Origin of the sequence: Micromonospora sp. WMMD708 (genome assembly GCF_049315245.1) — a bacterium.
GTDB classification, from domain to species: Bacteria; Actinomycetota; Actinomycetes; order Mycobacteriales; family Micromonosporaceae; genus Micromonospora; species Micromonospora wenchangensis.
In genome coordinates this window covers 1344886-1369474 of sequence record NZ_CP186060.1, presented here as the reverse complement: position 1 = coordinate 1369474, position 24589 = coordinate 1344886, and the positions used below count along the sequence as shown (strand labels likewise).

General features: G+C 73.4%; 23 protein-coding genes. 11 read left to right on the top strand and 12 right to left on the bottom strand.

Annotation, left to right across the window (positions count from 1 at the left end; all coding sequences use genetic code 11):
* Nucleotides 1-89 precede the first annotated feature (89 nt).
* The 3 genes from ACN260_RS06310 to ACN260_RS06300 all read right to left on the bottom strand — a co-directional run bounded on the left by ACN260_RS06310 (nucleotide 90) and on the right by ACN260_RS06300 (nucleotide 3071).
* The gene (locus ACN260_RS06310) at nucleotides 90-629 is read right to left on the bottom strand and encodes a DUF6879 family protein (RefSeq protein ID WP_422755105.1); all 540 of its coding nucleotides are present in this window, start codon (nucleotides 627-629) and stop codon (nucleotides 90-92) included.
* A 1-nt stretch (nucleotide 630) separates the two neighbouring features.
* The gene (locus tag ACN260_RS06305; protein ID WP_357759335.1) at nucleotides 631-831 is read right to left on the bottom strand and encodes a hypothetical protein; all 201 of its coding nucleotides are present in this window, start codon (nucleotides 829-831) and stop codon (nucleotides 631-633) included.
* Between the two features lie 203 nt (nucleotides 832-1034).
* A complete protein-coding gene (locus ACN260_RS06300; protein WP_422755104.1) occupies nucleotides 1035-3071 on the bottom strand; it encodes a prolyl oligopeptidase family serine peptidase in 2037 nt (678 codons plus the stop codon).
* Nucleotides 3072-3191: 120 nt separating this feature from the next.
* Here ACN260_RS06300 and ACN260_RS06295 point away from each other — a divergent pair, with 120 nt between their 5' ends.
* The gene (locus ACN260_RS06295; protein WP_422755103.1) at nucleotides 3192-4325 is read left to right on the top strand and encodes a site-2 protease family protein; all 1134 of its coding nucleotides are present in this window, start codon (nucleotides 3192-3194) and stop codon (nucleotides 4323-4325) included.
* 96 nt (nucleotides 4326-4421) lie between these two features.
* On the opposite strand, the gene ACN260_RS06290 is transcribed toward ACN260_RS06295, so the two are convergent.
* From ACN260_RS06290 to ACN260_RS06280, 3 genes are all read right to left on the bottom strand, one after another.
* Nucleotides 4422-5291 carry an AraC family transcriptional regulator gene (locus ACN260_RS06290; RefSeq protein WP_422755102.1) on the bottom strand — a complete coding sequence of 290 codons (870 nt, stop codon included), beginning with the start codon at nucleotides 5289-5291 and terminating at the stop codon, nucleotides 4422-4424.
* Nucleotides 5292-5375: 84 nt separating this feature from the next.
* Complete coding sequence (locus ACN260_RS06285; RefSeq protein ID WP_422755101.1) at nucleotides 5376-6623, bottom strand: FAD-binding protein; 1248 nt, start codon at nucleotides 6621-6623, stop codon at nucleotides 5376-5378.
* Nucleotides 6620-7324, bottom strand: a complete 705-nt coding sequence (locus ACN260_RS06280) for a hypothetical protein (RefSeq protein ID WP_422755100.1) — start codon at nucleotides 7322-7324, stop codon at nucleotides 6620-6622. The genes ACN260_RS06285 and ACN260_RS06280 overlap by 4 nt, the downstream gene beginning before the upstream one ends.
* Before the next feature lie 80 nt (nucleotides 7325-7404).
* Between ACN260_RS06280 and ACN260_RS06275 the strand changes: the two genes are divergently transcribed.
* Complete coding sequence (locus ACN260_RS06275) at nucleotides 7405-7761, top strand: thrombospondin type 3 repeat-containing protein (RefSeq protein WP_422755099.1); 357 nt, start codon at nucleotides 7405-7407, stop codon at nucleotides 7759-7761.
* 32 nt (nucleotides 7762-7793) lie between these two features.
* Here the strand turns inward: ACN260_RS06275 and ACN260_RS06270 are convergent, their stop codons facing one another.
* The 4 genes from ACN260_RS06270 to ACN260_RS06255 form a co-directional block, all read right to left on the bottom strand.
* Nucleotides 7794-8723, bottom strand: coding sequence for an LLM class F420-dependent oxidoreductase (locus ACN260_RS06270; RefSeq protein WP_422755098.1), 930 nt, complete (start codon nucleotides 8721-8723; stop codon nucleotides 7794-7796).
* Between the two features lie 77 nt (nucleotides 8724-8800).
* The gene (locus ACN260_RS06265; protein WP_422755097.1) at nucleotides 8801-9838 is read right to left on the bottom strand and encodes a hypothetical protein; all 1038 of its coding nucleotides are present in this window, start codon (nucleotides 9836-9838) and stop codon (nucleotides 8801-8803) included.
* On the bottom strand, nucleotides 9838-10107 hold the full coding sequence (locus tag ACN260_RS06260; protein WP_422755096.1) for a hypothetical protein: 270 nt from the start codon (nucleotides 10105-10107) through the stop codon (nucleotides 9838-9840). The genes ACN260_RS06265 and ACN260_RS06260 overlap by 1 nt, the downstream gene beginning before the upstream one ends.
* Nucleotides 10108-10337: 230 nt before the next feature.
* On the bottom strand, nucleotides 10338-10787 hold the full coding sequence (locus ACN260_RS06255) for a hypothetical protein (RefSeq protein WP_422755095.1): 450 nt from the start codon (nucleotides 10785-10787) through the stop codon (nucleotides 10338-10340).
* A gap of 131 nt (nucleotides 10788-10918) precedes the next feature.
* Between ACN260_RS06255 and ACN260_RS06250 the strand changes: the two genes are divergently transcribed.
* The 7 genes from ACN260_RS06250 (at nucleotide 10919) to ACN260_RS06220 (ending at nucleotide 19232) form a co-directional block, all read left to right on the top strand.
* Nucleotides 10919-11224 (top strand): DUF6403 family protein, encoded by a 306-nt coding sequence (locus ACN260_RS06250; protein ID WP_422755094.1) that lies wholly within the window; start codon nucleotides 10919-10921, stop codon nucleotides 11222-11224.
* Nucleotides 11221-12579 carry a hypothetical protein gene (locus ACN260_RS06245; RefSeq protein ID WP_422755093.1) on the top strand — a complete coding sequence of 453 codons (1359 nt, stop codon included), beginning with the start codon at nucleotides 11221-11223 and terminating at the stop codon, nucleotides 12577-12579. The genes ACN260_RS06250 and ACN260_RS06245 overlap by 4 nt, the downstream gene beginning before the upstream one ends.
* Nucleotides 12576-13547: a hypothetical protein gene (locus tag ACN260_RS06240; RefSeq protein ID WP_422755092.1), complete on the top strand. Its 972-nt coding sequence runs from the start codon at nucleotides 12576-12578 to the stop codon at nucleotides 13545-13547. Before ACN260_RS06245 ends, ACN260_RS06240 begins: the two co-directional genes overlap by 4 nt.
* Nucleotides 13548-13728: 181 nt before the next feature.
* On the top strand, nucleotides 13729-14754 hold the full coding sequence (locus tag ACN260_RS06235; protein ID WP_422755091.1) for an endonuclease domain-containing protein: 1026 nt from the start codon (nucleotides 13729-13731) through the stop codon (nucleotides 14752-14754).
* Nucleotides 14741-15391, top strand: coding sequence for a hypothetical protein (locus ACN260_RS06230; RefSeq protein ID WP_422755090.1), 651 nt, complete (start codon nucleotides 14741-14743; stop codon nucleotides 15389-15391). Before ACN260_RS06235 ends, ACN260_RS06230 begins: the two co-directional genes overlap by 14 nt.
* A complete protein-coding gene (locus ACN260_RS06225) occupies nucleotides 15388-18549 on the top strand; it encodes an ATP-binding protein (protein ID WP_422755089.1) in 3162 nt (1053 codons plus the stop codon). Before ACN260_RS06230 ends, ACN260_RS06225 begins: the two co-directional genes overlap by 4 nt.
* 83 nt (nucleotides 18550-18632) lie before the next feature.
* Nucleotides 18633-19232, top strand: a complete 600-nt coding sequence (locus ACN260_RS06220) for a hypothetical protein (RefSeq protein ID WP_422755088.1) — start codon at nucleotides 18633-18635, stop codon at nucleotides 19230-19232.
* 18 nt (nucleotides 19233-19250) lie between these two features.
* On the opposite strand, the gene ACN260_RS06215 is transcribed toward ACN260_RS06220, so the two are convergent.
* On the bottom strand, nucleotides 19251-20261 hold the full coding sequence (locus tag ACN260_RS06215; protein ID WP_422755087.1) for a PaaX family transcriptional regulator C-terminal domain-containing protein: 1011 nt from the start codon (nucleotides 20259-20261) through the stop codon (nucleotides 19251-19253).
* A 299-nt stretch (nucleotides 20262-20560) separates the two neighbouring features.
* Between ACN260_RS06215 and ACN260_RS06210 the strand changes: the two genes are divergently transcribed.
* Together ACN260_RS06210 and ACN260_RS06205 are read left to right on the top strand one after the other, a co-directional pair.
* The gene (locus ACN260_RS06210; RefSeq protein ID WP_422755086.1) at nucleotides 20561-21964 is read left to right on the top strand and encodes a PHB depolymerase family esterase; all 1404 of its coding nucleotides are present in this window, start codon (nucleotides 20561-20563) and stop codon (nucleotides 21962-21964) included.
* Nucleotides 21965-22141: 177 nt separating this feature from the next.
* Nucleotides 22142-22999, top strand: a complete 858-nt coding sequence (locus ACN260_RS06205; RefSeq protein WP_422755085.1) for an ArsR/SmtB family transcription factor — start codon at nucleotides 22142-22144, stop codon at nucleotides 22997-22999.
* On the opposite strand, the gene rox is transcribed toward ACN260_RS06205, so the two are convergent.
* Nucleotides 22989-24449: a rifampin monooxygenase gene (gene rox, locus ACN260_RS06200; protein WP_422755084.1), complete on the bottom strand. Its 1461-nt coding sequence runs from the start codon at nucleotides 24447-24449 to the stop codon at nucleotides 22989-22991. The genes ACN260_RS06205 and rox overlap by 11 nt on opposite strands.
* Nucleotides 24450-24589: the final 140 nt, after the last annotated feature.

Sequence of the window (24589 nt, the reverse complement as noted above, 5' to 3'; positions counted from 1 at the left end):
CCGGCCGCCCACCTGTCGGCGGGCCGGAAGGATGCCTGACGCATTGACGTCCGACAGTCCGTGCCGACCCGGCGACATCGCGGTGCCGATCAGGCCGCTGCCGCGACGGTGCCGGGCGGCGTCGGGAACGGGGTGGCCCTCGTCCAGGCCCGGTCACGGCACTGGCAGTGCTTCAACACCTCCGCCGGGTCCTCGGTGGTGCTGAAGCCCACGAACCGGTCGTCGTCGGTGAAGTGCAGGAACGCGACGAGTTGCGAGTCGAACAACCAGAAGTCGTACCGCGGCAGGGTCAGCTCGGTCGCCCGGCGGCGGTCGAGGTAGCGGATGTCCTCGCCCGCCGCGAGGTTGTGGGGCGTCACCGACATCTCGAACCGCAGGTAGTCGCTCGGTGGCTCGTCGACGACCCGGACCCGCTCCACCCGCTTGCCCTTCGCCGTCTCGGCCCGCATCAGGTCGAGCCACGGCCGCAGCCAGTCGACGCCCGGGTCACCCCCGGCGAGAAAGACCTGGAACGGCTCGTCCTCGGCGGGCACGCCGTACGACCGGCGGACCTCCAACTTGAAGGCGGCGTGGTGGAAGTCGGCGAAGAGGCGTTGGAAAGCGGCGGGGTCGGTGACGAGCGACCCCATGTCAGTCCTTCTGCTCGAACCAGGACATCAGTCGGCGGGGCACCACGACGAACGTCTCGTCGGGCAGTACGTCGCGCAACTGGGCGAGCGCCTCCGGGTCGGTCAACCGGTAGCCCTGCACCACGATGTCGCCATTGTCGGTCTCGTACAGGCTCGGGCACGAGCCGGAGTTGCTGGATGTGGTGAGAAAGCGCAGTTTCATGGTCCCTCCCCGAAGTCGACAACTACAGATAGTAGTCATTCGTGTACGCCGACTTCAAGGACATTCAGCGCCGAGTCACCTCACTGACAAAAAGCGAGTTCCCTCGGCGACATATTCACATCCACTGTGGAATTCTCGTTTCCGCCGATGTCAGGAACCACCATTCCCGGGATACGCCGGGATGCGCCCCGACCGGCGTACCGTCACCGATCGCCCAGGCGCCGCCACAGAAAACGTAACGTCAACGCCGACAGGAACGCCCGCTGCTCGTTGTTGCTCGCCGCGCCGTGCCCGCCCTCGACGTTCTCGTAGTACGACACGTCCTGGCCGTGCGCGCCCAGCAGGGCGGCCATCTTCCGGGCGTGCCCCGGGTGCACCCGGTCGTCGCGGGTCGAGGTGACGAGCAGGACCGGCGGGTACGTCACCCCGGGCCGCACGTTGTGGTACGGCGAGTACCCCCGCAGGAACGCCCAGTCGGCCGGGTCGTCCGGGTCGCCGTACTCGGCCGTCCAGGAGGCCCCGGCGAGCAGCAGGTGGTAGCGGCGCATGTCCAGCAGCGGCACGTTCGCCACCACCGCGCCGACCAGCGTCGGGTAGCGGGTCAGCATGGCCCCCATCAGCAGCCCCCCGTTGCTGCCGCCCTCGATGCCGAGCTGTCCCGGGGTGGTGATCCCCCGGGTCACCAGGTCGGCGGCGACGGCGGCGAAGTCCTCGTACGCCCGGGGGCGGTTCTCGCGCAGCGCCGCCCGGTGCCAGCGCGGCCCGTACTCTCCGCCGCCCCGGATGTTCGCCACCACGTAGGTGCCGCCCCGGGCCAGCCAGCCCCGGCCGAGCACCCCGTCGTAGTGCGGCGTCAGCGAGATCTCGAACCCGCCGTACCCGGTGAGCAGGGTGGGCCGGGCGGACGCCGCCGGGTCGCCGACCACCGAGTACGGCACCCGGGTGCCGTCGGCGGAGGTGGCGAAGAACTGGCGCACGGTCAGCCCGGTGGCGTCGAAGAACGCCGGCTCCCGCTTGAGGGTCTCGACCGGCCCGCCGACACGGCCCAGCCGCAGCGTCGCCGGCCGCAGGTAGCCGGTGGAGGCGATCAGGTAGTCGTCGCCGAGGTCCGGGTCGGTGTCCACGATCCAGGTGTCGTCGTCGGCCGACACCCCGGCCAGCGGCGTCCGCCGCCAGCCCGACGCGCCGTCGGGGGTCAGCACCGACAACCGCCGCCGTACGTCGACCAGGGTGGCCAGGATCAGGTGGTTACGGGTCCAGACGTGGTAGCTCAGCGCGGTCCGCCCGTCGGGCTCGAACAGCACGGTGAGGTCGCGGCCCCCGGCGAGGAAGTCGTCGAACCTGGTCGCCAGCAGCGCCCCCGCCGGATGGGTGACCCCGGCGACCTCCCACGGGGTACGCAACCGGATCACCAGCCACTGCCGGTGCACGTCCCACTGGGCGTCCTCGGGCACCGGGACCGGGACCTTGTCGCCGTCGGGGGTCAGCAGGAAACTGCGGGTGCGGTAGAAGTCCAGGCTACGGCCGACGAAGTCCCGTTCGTACCCGGGTGTCGGGTCGTGCGAGGCGTACGCGGAGACGTCCTCGGCCTGCCCCTCGTAGACGATCTCGGCCTCGTTCAACGGGGTGCCCCGCCGCCACCGGCGGATCACCCTCGGATAGCCGGAAACGGTCAGCGACCCGGGGCCGAGGTCGGTGCCGACGTAGATCCGGTCGGCGTCGATCCAGGTGACGTCGCTCTTGGCCTCGGCGAGGGTGAACCCGTCGGGCACGAAGGCGCGGGTGTCGAGGTCGTACTCGCGGACCACCACCGCGTCCTTGCCACCCCGGGACAGGCTGACCAGGCAGCGGCGGTGGCCGGGCCGCAGCACCGTCACCCCGTCCCAGACCCAGTTCTCCTCCTCGGCGGCGGCCAGCGCGTCCAGGTCGAGCAGCACGTCCCAGGCCGGCTCGGGCCGCCGGTACTCCGCCAGCGTGGTACGCCGCCACAGCCCCCGGGGGTGCGCCGCGTCCCGCCAGTAGTCGTAGTAGTACCCGTCGCCGCGCCAGCCCGGGTACGGGATGCGGTCGTCGGCGTCGAGCACCTGCCGGATCTCGGCCTGCATCGCGACGAACGCGTCGTCGCCGGTCAGCGCCGCGACGGTCGCCGCGTTGCGCTCGCGGACCCAGGCGGCGGCCGGCTCCGCGTCCAGCTCCTCCAACCAGCGGTACGGGTCGTCACCCTCATCGATCAGCGTCACCCCGTCCAGTATTCCCGACCGGTCAACCAGACGGACGCCCCTGACCCTGACCGGGCCCGGACGCCGGGACCCGTCGCGACGGCCCGGCATGGGCGCGGCGGCGCCGGGTATGAGCGGGGCATGAGGGCGAGTTTCCGGCTTGGCCGGATCGCGGGGGTACCCGTCGGGGTCAACTGGAGCGTCCTGGTCATCTTCGTGCTGATCGCGTGGTTGCTGTCGGCCAACCAGTTCCCCCGCTCGTACCCCGACCGGCCCGGCTGGGCGTACCTGCTGGCCGGGCTGGCGGCGGCGGTGGTCTTCTTCGTCGGCCTGTTGGCCCACGAGGTGTCGCACGCGGTGGTGGCGAAACGCAACGGCCTCCAGGTGGAGGGGATCACGCTGTGGCTGTTCGGCGGCGTGGCCGAGCTGCGTGGCGAGCCCGCCGACCCGGGCGCGGAGCTGCGCATCTCCGGGGTCGGCCCGCTGGTCAGCCTGGTCCTCGGGGTGTTCTTCGGGGCGATCGCGGTGCTGCTGGCGCTGGCCGGGCAGGAGGGGCTGCTGCTCGGCTCGGTGTCCTGGCTGGCCGGGATCAACGTGCTGCTGGCGGTGTTCAACGTCCTGCCGGCCGCCCCGCTCGACGGGGGCCGGCTGCTGCGCGCCGCCGTGTGGAAGGCCACCGGCGACAGGGCCCGGGCTTCGGTGGTGGCCGCCCGCGCCGGCTGGGTGCTCGGCGTGCTGCTGATCGGCCTGGGCATCTGGCAGTTCCTGGCCGGGTACGGGGTAGGTGGGCTCTGGCTGGCGTTGATCGGCTGGTTCCTGATCGGCGCGGCCGGGACGGAGGAGCGCCAGGCCCGGCTGGGCAGCGCGCTGACCGGCGTGCGGGTCGGTGAGGTGATGACCCCGCAGCCGCAGACCGCGTCGGCGGAGATGACCGTCGCCGACTTCGTCGACCACTACCTGTTCGCCTACCGGCACACGGCGCTGCCGTTGACCGAGGACGGCCGGCCCGTCGGCCTGGTCACCCTGGACCGGGTACGCGGCGTCCCGCCCGACCGGCGGGCCGCCACCACCCTGGCCGAGGTCGCCTGCCGGGCCGACGACCTCGTGCTGGCCCGGCCGGAGGAACAGCTCAACGATCTGCTCCCCCGGCTCGGCGAGTGCTCCGACGGCCGCGCCCTGGTGGTGACGGGCGACCAGCTCGTCGGCATCGTCTCCCCCAGCGACATCAGCCGCGCCGTCCAACGCAGCACCCTGCGCCCCCACCCCGCCGGGTGACCGGCGGCGGGGCCGCGCGCCGCGTGTGCCGCAATTGCGGCGATGTTGCGGCATCCACGGCACGTTGATGCCGCAACATCGCCGCCGAGGAGTCGATCAGGCGGTGCCGGCCCGCTCCACCGGGATCCACAGTTCGGCGTCGGCGTGGCTGCCACCTGCCGCGATACGGACCCGGGAGATCTCCGGGCCCGGCCGGCTGCGGTAGGGGTTCGACGGGAACCACTGGGTGAACACGTCCCGCCACAGGTGCTGCACGGCCGCCGGGAACTCCCCGGAGGCCGCGAAGACCGCCCAGGTCCCCGCCGGCACGTCGAGCGCCTCCAGGTCGTCCGGCACGTCCGCGCCGGTCACCGCCCCGTACCAGTAGTCCAGCTCGACGCCCTCGGACCGGTCCTCGCCGGGCAGGTCGCTGACGTTGACGATGCCCGCCGGCTCCTGGTCGGACAACGCCGCGATCCGGGCCGTCGTCTCCGCCGGGATACCCCTGAGGAAGGCCACGATCGCGGGGTTCATCCCCTCGTGCACCAGTGGCACCCGGGCCCGCCGGCCCACCAGCCGGAACGCCGGTTTCTCCACCACCCGGTACCGCATGCTGCCGCTTCCTTCGACCACGAGCCGGAAGGACAACCGCTGCTGGGAGTGCAGCACGGCCCCCGTGCGCCGTGCCTCACCCGGCCCGATGCCGTGCATCGCCCGGAACGCCCGGGTGAACGCCTCGGTCGAGCCGTACCCGTGGCGGACCGCGACGTCGAGCAGCGTCCGCTCGCCCGCCAGCACCTCGGCCGCCGCGACGGTGAGCCGCCGCCTGCGGACGTACTCCGACAGCGGCATCCCGGCCAGCGCCGAGAACATCCGCCGGAAGTGGTACTCCGAAGTGAGGGTGATCCGCGCCAGGTCGGCCACCTCGATCGGTGCGTCGAGGTGCCGTTCCACGTACGCCAGCGCCTCGTTCAGCCGGTCCAGCACCTGATCTCCTTCCGCTTGCGTGATCGACGCCAGGCAGCCGGAAGCGGCCGGACCCGACTTCCGGTGCCCGCTGCGGTCGGGTGGTCAGGCGCGGGGGAAGTAGTGGTCGAGCAGGTCGGTGCGGAACACCCCGTCCGGGTCCAGCTCGGTGAGCAGGGCGGCGAAGTCGGCGTACCGGGGGAAGGTCGCGGCGACGACGGCCGGGGCGAGGGTGAAGACCTTCCCCCAGTGCGGCCGGGGGTCGAACGGGGCGAGCCGGGACTCGATCTCGGCCAGCACCGGCTGCACCGCCGCCGCGTCGTCGACCCAGGTGAAGTGCACGGCCAGCGTGTCGCGCCCCTGGTTGGGGCTGAGCCACAGCTCGTCGGCGGCGACGGTACGCAGCTCGCAGATCTGCAACACGGGCGCGATCCGCTCCCGCATCCCGGCCAGCGCGGCGAGCGCCCCGGCCCCGGCCGACCGGGGCAGGTGGTACTCGGACTGGAGTTCGTCGCCGCTGCTCGGCAGGAAGCCGAGCCGGAAGTGCGGCAGCCGCTCGTGCCACGGGCCGGGCTCGCCGAACTGCGGGGTGCAGCTCACCGGGTCCATCCCGGGCACCGGGTGCGCCGGCCGGTCGGCCGGGGTGGTGCCGAGCCAGTCCGGCTCCGGCGGCGGGGCGTCGGCGAGCTGCTTGCGCCAGACCTGGTCGATGTCCGTCGAGCGCCAGGTGGTGAACCCGCTGACGCTGTACGCCGAGGCGAGCGCCGCGTCCAGCGCGCCGACGGGCAGGCCCTCGCGGACGTACTGGCGGACGGTGAAGGTGGGCAGCACGTTCAGGGTGACCCGGGTGACCACGCCCAGCGCGCCGAGCGACACCACCATGCCGGCGAACCGGTCACCGGCGGACCGGTCCACGGTGAGCACGTCCCCGTCGGCGGTGACCAGTTCCAGACCGGCCACGGCGGCGGCCAGGTTGCGGTTGCCGTCGCCGGAACCGTGGGTGCCGGTGGCTACCGCGCCGGCCACCGAGATGTGCGGCAGCGAGGCGAGGTTGGCCAGGGCCAGCCCCTGCTCGTGCAGCCGGGTCGCCACGTCCCCGTAGCGCAGCCCGGCGGCGACGGTGACGGTGCCGCGCTCCCGGTCGACCTCGACGGTGGGCGGCAACCCGGCCAGCGAGACCAGGTCGCCGGTGGTGTCGCCGATCCGGTTGAACGAGTGGCCGCTGCCGACCGCCCGCACCCGGTCGCTGCCGGCGACCAGCCGGCGCAGCTCGTCGAGGGTGGTCGGCCGGTGGAAGGCACGGGCGGCGTAGTGCACGTTGCCGGCCCAGTTGTGCCAGGGTGCCCCGCTCACGCGTCGCCGCCCTCGGTCAGCGCCGCGTACAGGTCGTCCAACGCCGCGTCGACCTGCCGTACGTCGTAGCCGCGCAGGCCGACCGGCAGGCCCTGCGCCCTGGCGGCGGCCAGCTCGTCGCGGGCCGCCCGGCGGCGCGCCGGGTCGTCCGAGTCCAGTGCCGCGCGGGCGTGTCCCACCAGTGTGTCGACCACGTCGGAACTGTACCCGCGCAGTGCGACGGCGAAGTCGGTGGCGGAACGGACCGCCGCTCCCCGGTCGTCGCGGAACCGGTGGCCGGCGTACCGGGCCAGGGCCGTCGCGATCTCGTCGGGGTTCTCCCGCACCTGGCCCAGGTCGAGCAGTTCGGTCGCCGGCCGGCCGTCGACCCGGGCGTCGGGCGGCAACCCGACACCCTCGACGGGTACGCCGAGCAGCCGCACCCCGCCGCCGCCGGGTGCCGGACGGTCCAGCACGACCAGGGCCAGCTCGGCCCAGCGCAGCCGACGCCGCAGCCCCCGTCGGCGGACGGTCAGCCCGTCGGCGTCGATGACGAACCGGAACGGTCGCAGGGTGTTGGCCAGCCCCACCCCGCCCAGCGCGACGCCGCCGAGCGCGGTGGCCGTCCGCAGCGGCCCGCCGCCGGTGGCCAGCAGCACCGTCCCGGCCAGTACGCACACCGCCGGCAGCACCTGCCGGCCCCGTTCCCGGTGCAGCTCCACGTCGTCTCCCCGTCGATGAGCGCGGTCCGGTGCATCATCCGGCACGGTTGTCGGCGGCGTCCACGGGGAACCATGGCGCGATGAGCAGCTACCGCGACCCGATCCTGCACGGCGACGTCTACCCGTCCGAGGAGGAGATCGACCCGACCGGGGTCGGCCTGGAGCCGGCGAGCGCCCCGCCGTCGGCGTACCCGGACCGGACGGGACCGACGACCGCGCCGACGCCCCACGTGACGCCGGGCGGGGCGCACTCGATCGTCACCCACCACCTGGACGGTTCGACGCAGGTGGTGACCGACCTGGACGGGGACGGGATCGCCGACGTGGTCCAGTTCGACCTGGACGGCGACGGCGTACCGGACATCACCTACCTGGACAGCGACCGGGACGGCCGGTTGGACACGGTGCTGCGCGAGCCGGGCGTCCGGCACCGCTGACCGCCCGGCCGCCCGGTAGGTGGCCGCCGGCCTCACAGCTGGGGCATCACCTCGGCGGCGACCAGTTCCAGCTGGTCCAGGTCGGCCAGGTCGAGCACCTGGAGGTAGATCCGCTCGCTGCCGGCCTCGGCGTACCGGCCGATCGTGTCGACCACCTCGGCGGGGGTGCCGGCGACGCCGTTGCGCCGCAGCTCGGCCGGCTCCCGACCGATGACGGCGGCCCGGCGGGCCACCTCGGCGTCGTCCCGACCGCAGCAGAGCACCAGCGCGTTGGACCAGCGCAGGGTGCCCGGGTCGCGGCCCGCCTCGGCACAGGCTTCGCGGACCCGGCCGAACTGGGCGACCGTCTCCTCGACCGAGACGAAGGGCAGGTTGAACTCGTCGGCGTAGCGGGCGGCCAGTCGCGGGGTGCGTTTGGGGCCCTTGCCGCCGAGCAGGATCGGCGGGCGGGGCTGCTGCACCGGCTTGGGCAGCGCCGGGGAGTTGCTGACCGGGTAGAACTTCCCGGCGTGGTCGAAGCGCCCGCCGGCCGGGGTCTCCCACAGGCCGGTGATGACGGCGAGCTGCTCCTCCAGCCGGTCGAAGCGCTCCCCCACCGACGGGAACGGGATGCCGTAGGCGGTGTGCTCCTCGGCGAACCAGCCGGCCCCGATGCCCAGCTCGACCCGGCCGCCGCTCATCTGGTCGACCTGGGCGACGGTGATCGCCAGCGGACCGGGCAGCCGGAAGGTGGCCGCCGTGACCAGCGTGCCGAGCCGGATCCGGGTGGTGTCCCGGGCCAGCCCGGCCAGGGTGGTCCACGCGTCGGTGGGGCCGGGTTCGCCGGTGGACGACCCCATCGCCACGTAGTGGTCGGAGCGGAAGAACGCACCGTAGCCGGCGTCCTCGGCGGCGCGGGCCACCGTGAGCAGTTGGTCGTAGGTGGCGCCCTGCTGGGGCTCGGTGAAGATCCGCAGTTCCATGCCCCGAGCATAGGGAGCCGGGCGGGCACCCGCGCAGGACCCGCCGACGCTGACCCGGCGGCCCCGCCGGCCGGCAGTCAGCCGAACGGCCTGGTCGCGTACGCGGCGCGCAGGGCGGCCAGGCCCGCCTGCTTCGGGGTCAGGGTGCCCCAGCCGGAGTTGAAGTAGTTCGCCCGCACGATCCGGGGCCCCCGCTCCGCGTTGAGCCGGGCCAGGGCCGCTGGCACGGTGGCGATCCAGGCCGCCTGGTCGGGGAAGGCGGACACCTGCACCCCCCACTCGGCGATGATCACCGGTCGGGAGAGCGCCACCGGCCCGAGGTCGGCCACCGCCCAGTCCCTCGTCCGGCGGAACCGGCCCAGCGCGGTGTGGGCCGGGTCGGTCGCGTAGACGTTCCACTGGAGGAAATCCACCCGGGACATCAACGCCTCCGGATGGGTACGCCGGAAGGCGGCCCGGTCGAAGCCGCCCGAGCCGACCGAGAAGGTGGTGCCGGCGGGCAGACCCCGGGCCCGCAACCAGTTCACCACGTAGGTCAGCGCCTGCACCGCGCGGGCGTCCGACTCGGCCCAGGTGAACGACACCCCCGACTCGGTGGTGCCGAACTCGTGGTCGGTGTCCAACTCCGAGGCGAGTTGCAGGTTCACCGGGAACCCCAACGTCCGGTACTGCGACAGGGCGCGGGCGAGCAGCCCGTCGCACTGACCGGCGAGCACCTGCCCGTACCCGTACGCCCGGGGCCAGGTGGTGCCCGGACGCTGCTGGATGGTCATCGCCGGCGCGGGAACGGTCCAGGTCACCCCGTCGACGGTGAACGTCTGCGCGCCGGGGCTGCCGGCGCCGTAGTGCTTCAACTCCAGCACCATGTTCGGCGCGACCCCGGCCCGAGCGAGATCAGGCAGCCAGGACATGCCGTAGCCGGGGAAGACGTAGGCGTCGGCGAGGCTGCGGTACTGGGTCAGCGAACGGAAGTTCCCGCCCACCAGGTCCGCCGTCGGGTCGGCGTTGCCGGCCAGGTAGTAGCCACCCCACACCGGGGGCGCGAGGGCGTAGTCGGCCGCCGCGCTGGCGGTGCGTCCGCCCTGGTCACGAACGGTCACGGTGACCCGGGGCATCAGGCCACCGCCCGGTACACGGCGGTCGTCCCGGTGTCCGAGACCACCGTCCAGGCCCGGCCGGAGTCGTCGGCGACCTCGACGCCGAGCGGGTCGATGACCGCGGTGACCCGCACCGGGGCGCTGCTGTTGCCGTCCGGGTCGGTCAGCACGATGGTGACGGTCACCGGGCGGGTGTCCGGGTCGGCGTAGCCGACGGTGAGCGTCATCGGCTCACCCGGGGAGTAGGTCGAGGCGTCGAGGCTGGCGGTCACGGTGGGAGCGGCCATCCCGGCCCCTCCTTCCTTGCTGTCCCGGTCGACGGGCGCGACGCCCGCCGGCCGGAGATGGTGACGTCGTTGTCCGGACCGGGCGGTGGCGACCGGGCACGGTCACCGCCGGCCGGCCGGGCGGGTGCGCCGCGCCTCCCCGGCCACACCCCCATCCACCTGCATCAACAGTGCCCCCTGCCAGCCCCGGGCGTCCTGTCGGCAATCCGCCAGCCGGGCCGGCGGTGCGGTCACCGGGTGCGGCGTCGGCGGAGCAGGTGGGTGCCGAGGCTGACCAGGGTGCTGCCGAGGCCGGTGCCGAGGAGCACCAGCACCGCCCCCACCGCCCACAGCCCGGAGTCGTCGGTCGCCGCCGCGTGCCCCGACCAGGCGGCCGTGAACGCCACCGTCATCACCGGCGCCACGAGCACCGGGCTCAGCAGCCAGCCGGCGACGGCGGCGACCACGACCAGGGTGAGCACCGCGCCGGCCACCTGCCACACCGCGTACGGGCCGGTGGTCGCGCCGGTGCGGGGGTCCGTCGACCAGCCGCTCTCCCACCCCAGCCAGACCGCCCAGGTGCCGATCGTCGCGGCCGCGAGGAACACACCACCGAGGAGGGTACGGGTACGCGTCATCTGCACGCCCCGATCATCGTCGGCGGGGCCGGCCACCGGATGAGCACCCGTACTCACGATCACCGTCACACCACCCTTCGCAGCGACAACCGCCCTGGTCAGGCCCCGTGTGGCGCGGGTTGACCCGATCGGCGAGACTCGGTCGGACCACCCCCGGGGGCCGTCCCCCGGACCCCGGCGAACGGTTGGAGCCCATGGCAGACCCCTCCCTGTTCTGGCTGGCCGGCGCGGCGCTGCTGGTGACCGCAGGCGTGGCGACCAGCCTGCTGCCCCACCGACGGGCCCACGCCGAGCAGCGACGGACCGCCTGGTCGGCCGCACGGGCGGCGATCGACAGCGCGGCCGTCAGCCGGGACGCCACCGGCGACCGGGTGCCCGAGGCGGAACGGCTGCTGACCCGCGCCGAGTCGCTCGCGGGCCGGCGCGGCGGGGTCGACGCGGCGCGGGCGGCGGCCGAGCACGCCCGGCAGGCCGACCGGCTGTGGCGGGAGCACCGGTGACCGCCGACAGGTACCGCCGCCTGGCCGAGCCGGTGCGCTGGACGCTGCTCGGGATCGCCGTGCTCGTCCTGGTGGTCTTCCTGCTCGCCCAGCGGCAGCAGGGCATCGACGTCAGCTACGGCCGGTCACCGGCGTCGACGGCCGGGGTCGACACGGACAGCGCCGGCACCTCCGACCGGGCCACCGTGCCGTCGGTGGACGAGATGACCGCGCTGGTGGCCGCCGCGCCGGTGGTCCGCCTGCCGGGCTCGGTGGCGTACTGGAACGAGCAGCGGGTGCGGGAGGTGGCCGGCGACACCCGGATCCTGGTCGCCCCGCCCGGCCTGGACAAAGACGAACGGGAGCGGGTCCGGGACGTGGAGAACGCCACGATCCGGGTGATCGGCACCGAGGTCAGCGGCGGCTTCTACCAGGCCAGCTCCGACCGGCTGCCCGCCTGGCGGGCGCAGTTCGCCACCGGGGACGTGACCGACCTGCTGATCGCCCTGATCACCACACTGCGCAAGGAGACCACCCCGGCCGACCGGGACGAGTTGCGCTGGCGCGAGCCGAGCGGGCCGGAGCTGGGCACCGTCCTGACCGACCTGCGGGCGACCGGCCGGCACATCGCGCCCGGCGCGACCCTCACCGACGTACCCGAGACCGCCGCCCGCAACGCCTTCCCCGACGGTGCCTGGTACGTAGCGCTGCCCGTGCAGCGCTACGGCGAACCCCTGCCCCGGTACGGCCCCGCCCTGAGTGCCCGCTTCCCCGACCAGCCGATCGTGGTGATGTACGGGCTCTGGATCGAATACCACGGACCCGGCGCGGCGGACTTCGCGGAGCTGGCCGGGGCGAGCTTCTACGGCCAGTTCGCCAACCTGCTCAGCCGCACCGACTACCCGCAGCGCAATGTGCTGGGCGTCTACCTCAACCGGGTCACCGACATCCGCTACGCGGGCCTGTTCGAGCGGCCCCTGCCGTACCGGCCGGCCGACCCGCTACGGGTGGCGCTGCCGGCGCTGCCGTGGCTCTTCGCGGGCTGCGTGGCGGCGTTCATGGTGCTGTCGGCCCGGTCGCTGCGCCGACCCGACCGCGGGTTGGGCAGCCGGCGGGACACCGCGCCGACCCGGCTGGCCGGGTTGACCGCGCTGGCCGTCGAGGTGTCCCTGCTGACCGACGCCCGCAGCAACCCGGCGCTGACCCGGGGCATCGTCAAACTCCAGGCCGCCCGGTCGGCGTGGGAGGAGAAGCTGCCCGCCCGGCACGTCCGCACCCTGCTCGACGAGGCGGCGGCCGAACTGGACGACACCGCGCGCCAGGTCGGCATCGCCAGTTACCGACCGGACAACTACCTGCGGGGCAGGCTGTCATGACACGTTCCCGATCCCCGCGGACCGCCACCGCCCGTCCGGGGCCCGGACGCGTCGCCGGCCTGCTCGGCACCCCGTTCGGCCTGGCCGTGCTGGGCTGCCTGGTGCTGGCCGGCTGGGCGGTGTGGAGCGGCGGGGCGCTGGACGGCCCGATCGCCAGGCACGTGCGCACCACGTCGTTCTACGCCGACCCCGGGCTCGACGTGGACCGGGCCGAGGCGGAACGGATCATCGGCAACCGCCGGCTGGTGGTGATCCTGCGCTCCCCCGGGGCCGACCTGCGGGACACCTGCAAACGGGTGCACCGGGCCGCCGACGGGACCGTCGTGCTGGTGCTCAGCCGCGACGGCGACGACTACGACACCTACGGCTGCGCCCTGGTGCCCGGCTACGAGAAGAAGAACCTGGGCAAGGCCGCCGCCGCAGAAATGATCATCGGTCGGGGCATCGACACGTTCGTCGACCGTCCGCTGGAGGCCGTGAAGGTCGTCGCCGTCAACTACGACCGGCTGGTCAAGGCCGGCACCGTGCCCGACGGCGCGCGGACGATCAGCCCGTCGCTGCCCCGGTTCCTGCTCGCCGCCGCGGCGGTGACCGGGGTCATCGCCGGAGCGTCGCTGCTCTACCTCGGCGGCCGGCGGGCCGGGCGGCTGGCGGCGGCCCGGCGGGTCCGCCGCGACGAGCGCACCGACAGCCGCAGCGTACTCAGCGCCGCCACCGCCGGCCTGGCCCAGCAGATCATCGACCTCGACCCGAAGTACGCCCTGCTGAGCAGCCGGCCCGACGGCGACGACAGCAGCTTCGTCCGACGCTACCGGCAGTTGACCGCCGACCACGCCGCCCTGCTCGACCGGCTGTCGACCCTGGACGACGCCGACGAGCCGGCGGTACGGGAGCTGACCACCCACGTCGAGTCGCTGAGCCGCCGGGCGCAGTCCCTCGCCGACGGAAAACCCGGCAGGTCCCGGTAGCCCGTACGTCCGGCTGTCCGAAGCACGACTGACCGGGTACGGCGCTGGCGCTCGCGGCGAACAGCTTCGTAGGGTGTTCGGGTTCGTCCGATGGCCGCACGGGAGGATGAAGACCGCTGAGTTCCGCCCGATCCGACCTGCCCCGGGAAACGGCGGTCGCGGTCCATGCCGGTGACCCGCCATGAGTCTCGTCCAGCAGCTCGCGGGGCTGCCGACGGGTCGTGTCGTACAGCTCGTCGGCGTACCCACCGACACGGTCGCGGCGGCCACCACCGGGGAGACGGTCGGCCCGGTCGCCGTCGTGCTGCGCCCCGGCCCTACCCGTACCCCCGGTTCCTTCGTCCGTGCCGTCCTGGACGACCTCGAACGGGTGGCGGTGGCGCTGCTGCCCGGCTGGCTCCCCGGGGCCGCGGACGTCCCCCGCGCCGACCCGTTCGGCCTGGCCGCCGTCCGGGCCGCCGCCGGCCGGCGGGCGCGGGACTCCGCGCACTTCGCGCCGTTCCTGGTGTACCTCGCCGGCGTGGCGGTGACCGGGCGGCGTCCACCGACCGACCCGTTCCCTGCGGAGATCCGCTGTCCGGGGTTGACCCGGGTGGTGGCGGACGGCTTCGACCGGCCCCGGGTGAGCCTGCTGGTCGAGGTGCCGGCCGGACTCGACCCGGCCGGGGAACGGGCCGTCGTGGCGGGCGCGGAGTGGCTGTGTCACCACGGCCGGGTCGCCGTGTGGCTGACCGGGACGCCGTTACGGCACGAGGACCGGGTGGTCAGTGTCGCGCTCACCCCGGCGGCGGTCACGCCGCCCCCGCCGGCCCCGGCGACGGTACCGACGGTGCTGGGGCGTCCCCATCCCGGCAGCAGCACCGAGGCGGCCCTGGAGGCCGCCCTGGCCGCCGAGGGTTGGGCGGCGGGCCGGGTCTGGAACCGCTACCACCAGTCGCATCCCCTCGCGCCCCCGGTCTGCCTCGACCTGCTCTGGCCCACGGAACGGTGTGTCGTCGAGATCGACGGCCCGGAACACTGCCGGCCGGACCGGTTCGAGGCGGACCGGCAGCGCGACGTGCGGCTGCAAATGGACGGTTACGCCGTCCTGCGCTTCACCAATGCCCGAATCAACCACGACGTCGGCGCGGTGGTGCACCAGATCGGCACCGTCATCCGGGCCCGGCGGCGCGACATGGCGGAAGGAACGTTCCATGCCCGGCGATGACCTCACCCCCTCCGAGAGCGCGATCCTGGTCGTGTTGATGGCCGAGGCCCGGGAGGTGCCCAACACCGAGTTGCGCAAGCGCTACGGCGTCGACATCCGCAAGTCGTACCGGGACAAGCTCAACCGCCTCGGCTACCTGGACAGCCGCCGCGAGGGCAACACCTTCCTGCACCAGCTCGCCGACCGGGGCTGGGTGCGGGTGCAGGAGGACCTGAACTTCCAGTCGGCGCAGGGCCGGATCCTCGGCGGGGCGCTGACGGCGTTGCAGGTGAACCTGCGGGACCGGGTCATGGCCCGCAGCGACTACCGCACCTTCGGCGAGATGTTCGCGCTCACCGACGTACGCGCCGGTACGCCCCGACCGGACCTGCGGCGTGCCCTCGGGGTGCGCGTCCGGTACGCGTACGCGGCGTTGACCGCCGAGCCGGGGGCCTGGGTCAGCCTGACCCGGTTGCGGCCCTTCTTCGCCGACGTCGACCCCGCCGACCTCGACGAGGCGCTGCGGGAGCTGGAGCGCGAGCCGGACGTGGACATCGTCCCGGAATCCAACCAGAAGGCACTCACCCCGGCCGACGTGGCGGCGGCCCTGCGGCTCGGCGGCCAGGACAAGCACCTGCTGGCGATCGGGGTGGGATGACCGGGGCGGAGCACGCCGCCCTGGCGGCACTCAGGCTCGACTGGGCGCCGGTGCCCGACGACGTCTGGCGGCCCTCGCCGTTCCACGTGGAGGGTCTGCACACCGCCGTGGTCCGCGACGTCCTCGACGGGGTGGCCGATGCCAGGAACAGCGCCGACAGCAGCCCGATCGGGTTGGTGCTGCAGGGGCAGCGCGGCTCGGGCAAGACCCACCTGCTGGGCTGGGTCCGGCAACAGGTGCAGCAACAGGACGGCTACTTCTTCCTGGTCGGGCTGCTCGACGCGCGCGGCTTCTGGGACAGCGTGCTCGCCGCCATGCTCGACGGGCTGTCCCGGCCGGTGCCCGGCAGCGAAAGCCAGCTCCGGCTGCTGCTGCGCCGGCTCTCCTCGCTGGTCGGGGCACCCCGCTCGGCCCGCCGCGCGGTGATGGGCGACACCGAACTGACCCGGGCGGCCCTGGACGCGTTCGTCGAAGGGCTCGCCGGGCACGCGCCGCACGTGGCCCGCGTCTGCGGGGAGACGGCGCGGGCGCTCGCGCTGAGCGCCTCGGAGGACGTCGCCCACCGGGACGTCGCGGAGAACTACTTCACCTCCGGCGAGGAGGGGGAGCCGGGCGAGCGCGGCGCCTGGGGCATGCGGCGGGCACCGCGCGACGCGCAGCGCATCGTCCAGGAGATCTCCTGGCTGCTGGCCCTGACCGGGCCGTCCGTGATCGCCGTCGACCAGATCGACACCCTCATCGCGCAGTCCGTGGCCGCCGGGGACGTCCTGCACGCCCGACCCGGCACGCAGGACGACCCGGAGCAGGCCGCGGTGCACGCCCGGATAGCCGACGGCCTGATGTCGCTGCGCCAGCTCACCCGCCGCACCCTCACCCTGGTCGCCTGCCTGCCGAACTCGTGGACGATCATCCGGAGCCGGACGGTGGACACGGTGAGCGACCGGTTCCGGGTGGCACCCCGGCTCACCACCATCCACGACGCCGCCCTGGCCCGGCAGATCGTCGAGCGGCGGTTCGCCGTCCGGTTCGCCGAACGCGGGTTCGTACCCCCGTATCCGTCGTGGCCGGTGCGGCCCGAAGCCTTCGCGCAGGCCGAGCAGATGACGCCCCGGGAACTGCTGATCGACATCGACCGGCACGTCCGGGGCTGCGTCACCAGCGGCGAGGTGCGGGAGCTGACCCGGCTCGGTGATCCGACGCAGCCGCGGCCGCGCGACCCGGACCCCGCTGCGGTCACCGACCTGGAACCGTTCGACACGAGGTTCGCCCAGCTCAGGAAAGAGGCCGACGTGTCCGGCCCGCTGACCCGCGACGGTGAGGACAGTCTGGTCCCCGCCCTGCTGGCGGCGGGTCTCACCGCGTGGGTCATGGAACGCGGCGAGGGCGGTGCAGCCTTCAGCGTGGACCCGCCCCCGAGCGCCCAGCCGCCGCTGCACGCCCGGCTCCGGCTCACCCTCGACGAGGCCACCGAGGACCAGGTCCACTGGTGTTTCCGGGCGGTCAGCGAGGAGCACCACGCCATCGCCGCGCTGGCCCGGCTCCGTAAGGCGTGCACGGTGGCGGGGCTCGACGCCCGGGTGGCCCGCCGCAAGCTCTTCCTGCTCCGCAACGGGGCCTGGTCGAGCGGGGCCAAGACCCGGCAGGCGGTCACGGCCTTCACTCAGGCCGGCGGGACGATCCTGCCGCTGGACCACGAGGATCTCCGCATCCTCGGGGCGCTGCGGGTCATGCTCGCGGAGTCCCCCGCCGACATCCAGGGCTGGTTGACCACCCGCCAACCGACACGGGACCTCTCCGTATTGCAGCAGGCCCTCGCCTCCGTCGCCGACTGGCTCCCCGTCACTCCCGGCGAACGCGGGCCGGATCCGACGGAACGGCCGCAGCGCACCGGACGGGTCGACCCGCAGCCAGTCGACGCGGTGGGCTCCGTTCCGCGGCTGACCGTGGGGTACGACCACCGCACCGACGAACCCGTGTCCCTCCCGCTCGAAGCCCTGCGCAAGCACACCACCATCTTCGCCGGCTCGGGGTCCGGCAAGACCGTGCTGATCCGCCGTGTCCTGGAGGAGTGCGCCCTCGCCGGGGTCTCCGCCATCGTCCTCGACCCCAACAACGACCTGGCCCGGCTCGGTGACGGGTGGCCGGAGCCGCCGCCGCAGTGGCGCGCCGGGGACGCCGGGAAGGCCCGGGACTACCTCGCCGGGACCGACGTGCTGGTGTGGACGCCACGCCGGTCGTCGGGTCGCCCGCTGAGCTTCCAGCCGCTGCCGGACTTCCGCGGTGTGCGCGACGATCCCGACGAGTTCCACGAGGCCGTGGAGGCGGCTGTCGCGTCGCTCGCGCCCCGCGCCCAGCTGACCGGTCGCACCAACAAGGTCCACCTGGGTCTCGCCGTGCTGCGCAAGGCCGTCGAGCACTACGGCCGGCGGGGCGGCAGCCGGGTGCAGGGCCTGATCGACACCCTGGCCGACCTGCCGGACGGGCTGCTGGACATCGACGGGGCCGACAAGATCGGCGTGGGGATCGCGCAGTCGCTGGCCGCGGCGATGGTCAACGACCCGCTCTTCGGCGGGGAGGGCAGCCCGGTGGACCCGGGGCTGCTGCTCACCCCCGCCCCCGGCGCGCGGGCCCGGATCTCCGTCGTCAGCCTCGTCGGGCTGCAGTCCGACGAGGCCCGGCAGGGCTTCGTCAACCAGTTGCAGATGGCGCTGTTCGCCTGGATCAGGAAACACCCGGCGAACGACCGTCCGCTGCTCGGACTGCTGGTGATGGACGAGGCACAGACGTTCGCCCCGTCCGGCGCGATGACACCGTGCACCCAGAGCACGCTGGCGCTGGCGGCGCAGGCCCGCAAGTACGGCCTGGGCCTGGTCTTCGCCACCCAGGCGCCCAAGGGGTTGCACAACCGGATCCCGGGCAACGCGGCGACCCAGCTCTATGGCCGGCTGAACAGCCCGATCCAGATCGAGGCCGCCCGGGAGATGGCGAAGGCGAAGGGGGGCGACATCGTCGACGTCGCCCGGCTCGGCACCGGCGAGTTCTATCTCGCCGCCGAGGGTGCCGCACCGGTGAAGATCCGCACCCCGCTGTCGCTCAGCCACCATCCGCGTAGTCCGCTGACCGCCGAGGAGGTGCTGGACCGGGCCCGCCGTCGGTGAGCTCGACGACCCCGCCAGCCTGCGGATCTTGCCACCGGAATCTAGCGTGGAAGGAGCCTGTTCACCGGCAGTAAGGATCATCGATGTTGCGCAAGCATCTGGTCGGGTTGGTCGTCGGCGTCGTCCTCATCGTGGCGATGGGTGCCGCCGCCGTGGTCTGGATCACGCTCAACAAGCCGGAGCCGACCGGGCCGGGTCCGGACGCGGCGGCACCGGCCGGGGCAACCACCTCCGGGGCAACGCAATCGCCGTCCGGCAGTCCCGCCCCGTCGACCGCCGCGCCCGGCACGGCCGCTTCGGCCCCGCCGGAGGCCGGCCCACGGCGGATGGATCGCCTCCTCTACGACGACGGGCAGAACACGGCGACCGTCACGGGTCTGGAGGTGACGGCGGGTACGGTGCGGGTGCAGCTGCGCTACACGACCCGGTCCCCCGGCGGCTGGGTGCTCAGCTGCCCGGACCGGACGGCGGATCTCCGGTCGTCGCATCTGACGCTTGACGACGGGCGGCAGGTCTTCCCGGTCGACACGTACTGCGCGTCGCAGCGGCCCGGCACGGATTTCACCCTGCGGCCCGGTGCGGTCCTGGAGAGCTGGGGCGTCTTCCCGGTCGTGCCGTCCGGCGACAGCCCCTTCTCCCTCACCTGGTACGACCTGGGCACCGTCGAGGGGTTGAAGCTCTGAGTCGGCCTGATTGACGGGTCAGTGCGCGGGGGACGGCTGCGCCAGGCCGGGTGGGGTGGCGTGCCGGGTTCCGGTGGCACAAACCCCGGCCAGCAGGTCGGCGGTGGTGTGCGCCCGCACGTCGGCCTGCGTACCGTCGGCGAACCGGGCGACGACGGCCCGGACGTGCCGCTCGGCGGTGTCGGCGAGCCCGTCGTACACGGCGGCGAAGGTCTCCCGGGCGGGGCCGCGCAGCCAGCCGGCGGGCAGCAGCCGCAGCGGTAGCTGCGGATCGAGGGTGGGGAACCGCCGGAAGGTGTCCATCACCTCCGTGCGGGCCCGGACCGCCTCGGCGCCGTCGACCCGGCCGGCGGCGATCCGTGGCAGCAGGGGTCGCCAGCGCCGCAGGAAGCTCTCGTACTGTTCGGCGACCGCCGCGACGTCCCAGGCGTCGAGCGGGTCACGGCCGGCGACCGCGTCGAGGTCGACCCGGCGGCCCCGGAACACGGTGACCGCGCCGAGGTGGAGCTGGGTGAGCTGGGCACGCGCCTTCGGGGTCAGTTCGTGCGGCGAGATCCACAGTCCGTCGTACAGGGGCGCGTAGCCCAGCCACCGGAGCTGGCCGCGCAGGGCACGTCGTTGCGCGCTGCGCTCCTGGGGCAGGGAGAACGCGACGAGGGTCCAGCACTCGTCCCACGGTTGGGTGGTGGTGGTCGCGGCCATCACCCAACTGCCGCCGACGGAGAGGCTGACGGCGGCGGACCGGCTGAGCCGGTACGAGCTGCGCCGGCCCTGCCGGCTGCCCTCCAGGACGCCCCGACGGGCCAGCCGGCTGATCACGGTCCGCGCGCCGGCGAGGCTGACGTCGGACTCGGCGAGCAGCGCGACGATGGCGGCGGACGGCAGCCACGCCCGGGTACGCAGCGTGTAGTCGGCCAGCAGGGTCACCGCGACGCCCTGGGGCGAGTTGCCGGCCTGCCGACGCGGCAGCCGCACCGGGTGGTCCCCGTCGTCGGGGAAGATCTCCTCGATGTCGAACGGGTGTGGCACTGGGGACGCTCCGGGCTCGGCTGGGCGGCGGTGGCACCGACTGTAGACGGCGCACCGGTGCCCGCCTACCGAACGCGGTCCGGGGTGGACCCGGGCGCGGAACCGGTGACCGTCAAGTGTATCGAGGGCATTCGATTGACACTTGTGAGACCTAGGAGAACACTAAGTGCCATGCAATGCCCTAGGGCCGGGGCAGGGCATGCCGGACGTAGTGGGTCAGCGCGGACGGCACGGGCATCCGGGCGTACCCGTGCCGCACGGTCGCGCGGCCGATCTCAACCTGTGAGGGAGTCACGCCCATGAGAATCAGACGGAGACTGCTGCTCGCCCTGGCGGCGCCGCTGGTCGCCACCGTGGCGGCAGCCGCCCTGGTGGTCCCGACGCTCCAGCCGGCGTACGCCGCGTCGCTGGTCGAGGTGACCAACTTCGGCGACAACCCCGGTCGGATGCGGATGCACATCTACGTGCCGAACACCCGCCCGACCAACCCGGCGATCGTGGTGGCCATGCACGGCTGCGGCGGCACCGGCCCCGGCTTCTACTCCAGCAGCGAGTTCGCCTCGCTCGCCGACCGGTACGGCTACATCGTGATCTACCCGTCGGCGACCCAGCAGGCCGGCTTCGGCAACTGCTTCGACACCTGGTCGGACGCCGCGAAGCGCCGGGGCGGCGGTAGCGACCCCGTGTCGATCGTCTCGATGATCAACTACACCCAGCGGCAGTACGGCGGCGACCCCCGCCGGGTGTTCGCCACCGGCAGCTCGTCCGGCGGCATGATGACCAACCACATGCTGGCGGTCTACCCCGACGTGTTCGCCGCCGGGGCCGCCTTCATGGGGGTGCCCTACAACTGCTTCGCCAACGCGGCCGATTACCCGCCCGGCGCCAGCCAGTGCACCGGCGGGAACATGAACCGCACCCCGCAGCAGTGGGGCGACGCGGTCCGTCAGCAGGCGTACCCCGGGTACACCGGCCCCCGGCCGAAGGTGCAGCTGTGGCACGGCACCGCCGACACCCTGGTGCCATACTCGCTGCTCCAGGAGACCATCGAGCAGTGGACGAACGTGTTCGGGCTCAGCCAGACGCCCACCTCCACCGACACCCCCCAGGCCAACTGGAACCGCCGCCGCTACGCCGACGCCAGCGGCAACGTGCTCGTCGAGGCGTACAGCGTCCAGGGGGCGGGGCACAGCCTGCCCTCCGGCGGGATGGCGGCCGTCGCCCTCCAGTTCTTCGGCCTGACCAACCCGACCCCGACCACGCCGCCGCCCACCACCCCGCCGCCGACCACGCCCCCGCCGACCACCCCGCCGCCCACCACTCCCCCGCCGACCACGCCCCCGCCGACCACCCCGCCGCCCACCACCACCCCGCCGCCCAGCTCCGGGGCCTGCCGGGTCACCGCCAGCGTCAACGCCTGGAACAGCGGCCTGACCGAGAACCTCACCATCACCAACACCGGCTCCAGCGCCGTGACCGGCTGGTCCCTGGTGTTCACGCTGCCCGGCGGGCAGAGCATCACCTCCGGCTGGAACGCCACCTACTCCCCCTCGTCGGGGCAGGTGACGGCCCGTAACGCCAGCTACAACGGCACCATCCCGGCCGGCGGCTCGATCGACATCGGCTTCCAGGCCAACCACACCGGCAACACCGCCAAGCCCTCCTCGTTCACCCTCAACGGCGCGGCCTGCACGGTCGCCTGACCGACCCGGTCCACCTCCGGGTGCGACCGCCATCCGCCTACGGGCCGCGTGGCCCGTAGGCGGATGGTCCGCTCCCCCGCCCGGTGACGGGCGGGGGAGCTTTCCACGTCCGGCTCCCTCGCCGTCGGCGGCGCAACGCTTGACATTAGGCAGTCAGATGACTGCATAATGCTGGTCATGGCCGGTGACATGGACAAGGTGTTCAAGGCGCTCGCCGACCCGACACGTCGCCGGTTGCTCGACAGCCTCCGCCGCCAGGACGGTCAGACCCTGGGCCAACTCTGTGCCCAACTGGCCATCACCCGGCAGTCGGTGACGCAACACCTCGGCGTGCTGCAGGAGGCCAACCTGGTCACCGCCGTCCGACGCGGCCGGGAGAGGTGGCACTACCTCAACCCGGTCCCCATCCACGAGTTGCCCCGGCGTTGGATCGCCGCGTTCGAGGAACCCCGGCTACGGGTGCTCGACGCGATCCGCCGACAGGCAGAGGAGCCGCAGATGACCGTCACCAGACCCACCTTCGTGTACGTGACCTACATCCACGCCACCCCGGAACGGGTCTGGGAGGCGTTGACCGACGCCGACCTGACCGGCACCTACTGGGGTCACCACAACGTCTCCGACTGGCGACCCGGCTCCCGGTGGGAACACCGGCGCACCGACGGCTCGGGCATCGCCGACGGCGGCGGCACGGTCCTCGAAGCGACCCCGCCGACCCGACTGGTCATGACCTTCGGCGACGTCGACGCCGAGGCCGGTCCGGACGCCTCCACGGTCACCTTCCTCATCGAACCGCACCGGGACATCGTCCGGCTGACCGTCACGCACGTGAACCTGCCGTCCGACGAGGACTTCGACGCGGTCTCCGCCGGCTGGCCCGCGGTCATGGCCAACCTGAAGTCACTGCTCGAAACCGGCCGCGCGCTGCCCCAGGCGCCCTGGGAGATGCACGCCGCCCTGCGGGCCGCCCAGCAGGGCGGCGACGGCACGACCCGGCCCGGCACGACGCACCCCGACGCCGGCCCTACCGGCTGAATCCGGACGGTTCCCGGGCCGCGGTGGCGACACCGAACCACCGGGACAGCCGGTCGCGCAGCTCCCGCTGGTCGTCACCGACCCAGGCCACGTGCCCGTCGGGCCGCAGCAGCAGCGCGGGCACCTCCAGTTCCCCGCTGACGTCGACGACGCGGTCGACCCGGTCGGTCCAGCCCGCCACCGACAGTTCCCCGGTCTGGTCCAGCAGCAGCCCCCGGCCCCGGTGCATCAGCCCGTAGAGGCGTCCCCGCTTCAGCTCCACGTCCCGCAGCCGCCGGCCGACCAGGTCGTGGTCGGCACCGAGGTCGTAGCGGACCGAGACCGCGGTGATCTTCTCGATCAGGTACCGGTTCACCTGCTCGAAGTCCATCAGCTCGGTCAGCAACCGACGCACCGCCTGCGGACCCGCTTCCAGCGACATCAGCTCCGTCTGCGCGCGGGTGTTGTCCAGCACGTCCGCCGCCACCGGCCGGCGCTCCACCTGGTAGGTGTCCAGCAGGTCCGCCGGCGCCCACCCGGCGACCTGCGCGGCCAGCTTCCAGCCCAGGTTGAACGCGTCCTGGAGACCGAGGTTGAGCCCCTGTCCACCCAGCGGCGGGTGTACGTGCGCCGCGTCGCCGGCCAGCAGCACCCGGCCCACCCGGTACCGCTCGGCCAGCCGGGTGGCGTCGCCGAAGCGGGACAGCCAGCGGGGCGAGTGCACCCCGAAGTCCGTGCCGGCGGTCGCCCGCAGCTGCTGCCGGAAGTCCTCGATGGTCGGTGGGACCGCCCGGTCCTCACTCACCCCGGCGGCCGGTACGACGACGCGGTACAACCCCTCGCCGTCCCCGACCGGGCCGACCCCGAACCGTAGCTGCGTCCGACGTACCCGGGTCATCACCGCGACGACCTCGTCGGTCGGCGCGGTCAGCTCCATCACGCCCAGCAGCGTCTCGTTCCTGGTGGGCTCACCGGGGAACCCGACACCCAGCAGCTTGCGCACCGTGCTGCGGCCGCCGTCGCAGCCGACGAGATAGCGGGTACGCAGGCGGGTGCCGTCGGCCAGCTCGGCGGTCACCGCGTCCTCGTCCTGGCTCAGCCCGACCAGTTCCGTACCCCGCCGGATCTCGACGCCGACCGCGGTGGCGTGCTCGGCCAGCAGCCGCTCGGTGACCGGCTGCGGGATGCCGAGGATGTAGTCGTGCGCGGTGTCCATCCCCGACGGCCAGTCCTTGGCGATCCCGGCGAAGTAGCCGCCGATCCGGAACTGTCTACCGTGCGCGAGGAACCGCTCCAGCAGGCCCCGCTGGTCCAGCAGTTCGATGCTGCGCACGTGCATGCCGAGCGAGCGCACCACGCTGGTCGGCTCGGCGTCGCGCTCCAGCACCACCACCCGCACGTCGTGCAGCCGTAGCTCGGTGGCCAGCATCAGGCCGGTCGGCCCACCGCCCACGATGGTCACGTCGATCATGGATTCCCCGTTCGACTGCTCGCGTCGCCTGATGCGTCGAAACCAGCGCATGCTTCGCGAAGCTCGGATTTCGCCAGGTTCTGGCGTCGACTGGAGATTCTGCACCGGCACCGGGGTCTTGCGGCAAGGCCCGGGGTGCG

Coding starts and splice junctions, on each gene's coding strand:
- ACN260_RS06310 (WP_422755105.1), bottom strand. CDS start 629: ATGGGGTCGCTCGTCACCGACCCCGCCGCTTTCCAACGCCTCTTCGCC.
- ACN260_RS06305 (WP_357759335.1), bottom strand. CDS start 831: ATGAAACTGCGCTTTCTCACCACATCCAGCAACTCCGGCTCGTGCCCG.
- ACN260_RS06295 (WP_422755103.1), top strand. CDS start 3,192: ATGAGGGCGAGTTTCCGGCTTGGCCGGATCGCGGGGGTACCCGTCGGG.
- ACN260_RS06275 (WP_422755099.1), top strand. CDS start 7,405: ATGAGCAGCTACCGCGACCCGATCCTGCACGGCGACGTCTACCCGTCC.
- ACN260_RS06270 (WP_422755098.1), bottom strand. CDS start 8,723: ATGGAACTGCGGATCTTCACCGAGCCCCAGCAGGGCGCCACCTACGAC.
- ACN260_RS06265 (WP_422755097.1), bottom strand. CDS start 9,838: ATGCCCCGGGTCACCGTGACCGTTCGTGACCAGGGCGGACGCACCGCC.
- ACN260_RS06260 (WP_422755096.1), bottom strand. CDS start 10,107: ATGGCCGCTCCCACCGTGACCGCCAGCCTCGACGCCTCGACCTACTCC.
- ACN260_RS06250 (WP_422755094.1), top strand. CDS start 10,919: ATGGCAGACCCCTCCCTGTTCTGGCTGGCCGGCGCGGCGCTGCTGGTG.
- ACN260_RS06240 (WP_422755092.1), top strand. CDS start 12,576: ATGACACGTTCCCGATCCCCGCGGACCGCCACCGCCCGTCCGGGGCCC.
- ACN260_RS06235 (WP_422755091.1), top strand. CDS start 13,729: ATGAGTCTCGTCCAGCAGCTCGCGGGGCTGCCGACGGGTCGTGTCGTA.
- ACN260_RS06230 (WP_422755090.1), top strand. CDS start 14,741: ATGCCCGGCGATGACCTCACCCCCTCCGAGAGCGCGATCCTGGTCGTG.
- ACN260_RS06225 (WP_422755089.1), top strand. CDS start 15,388: ATGACCGGGGCGGAGCACGCCGCCCTGGCGGCACTCAGGCTCGACTGG.
- ACN260_RS06220 (WP_422755088.1), top strand. CDS start 18,633: ATGTTGCGCAAGCATCTGGTCGGGTTGGTCGTCGGCGTCGTCCTCATC.
- ACN260_RS06210 (WP_422755086.1), top strand. CDS start 20,561: ATGAGAATCAGACGGAGACTGCTGCTCGCCCTGGCGGCGCCGCTGGTC.
- ACN260_RS06205 (WP_422755085.1), top strand. CDS start 22,142: ATGGCCGGTGACATGGACAAGGTGTTCAAGGCGCTCGCCGACCCGACA.
- rox (WP_422755084.1), bottom strand. CDS start 24,449: ATGATCGACGTGACCATCGTGGGCGGTGGGCCGACCGGCCTGATGCTG.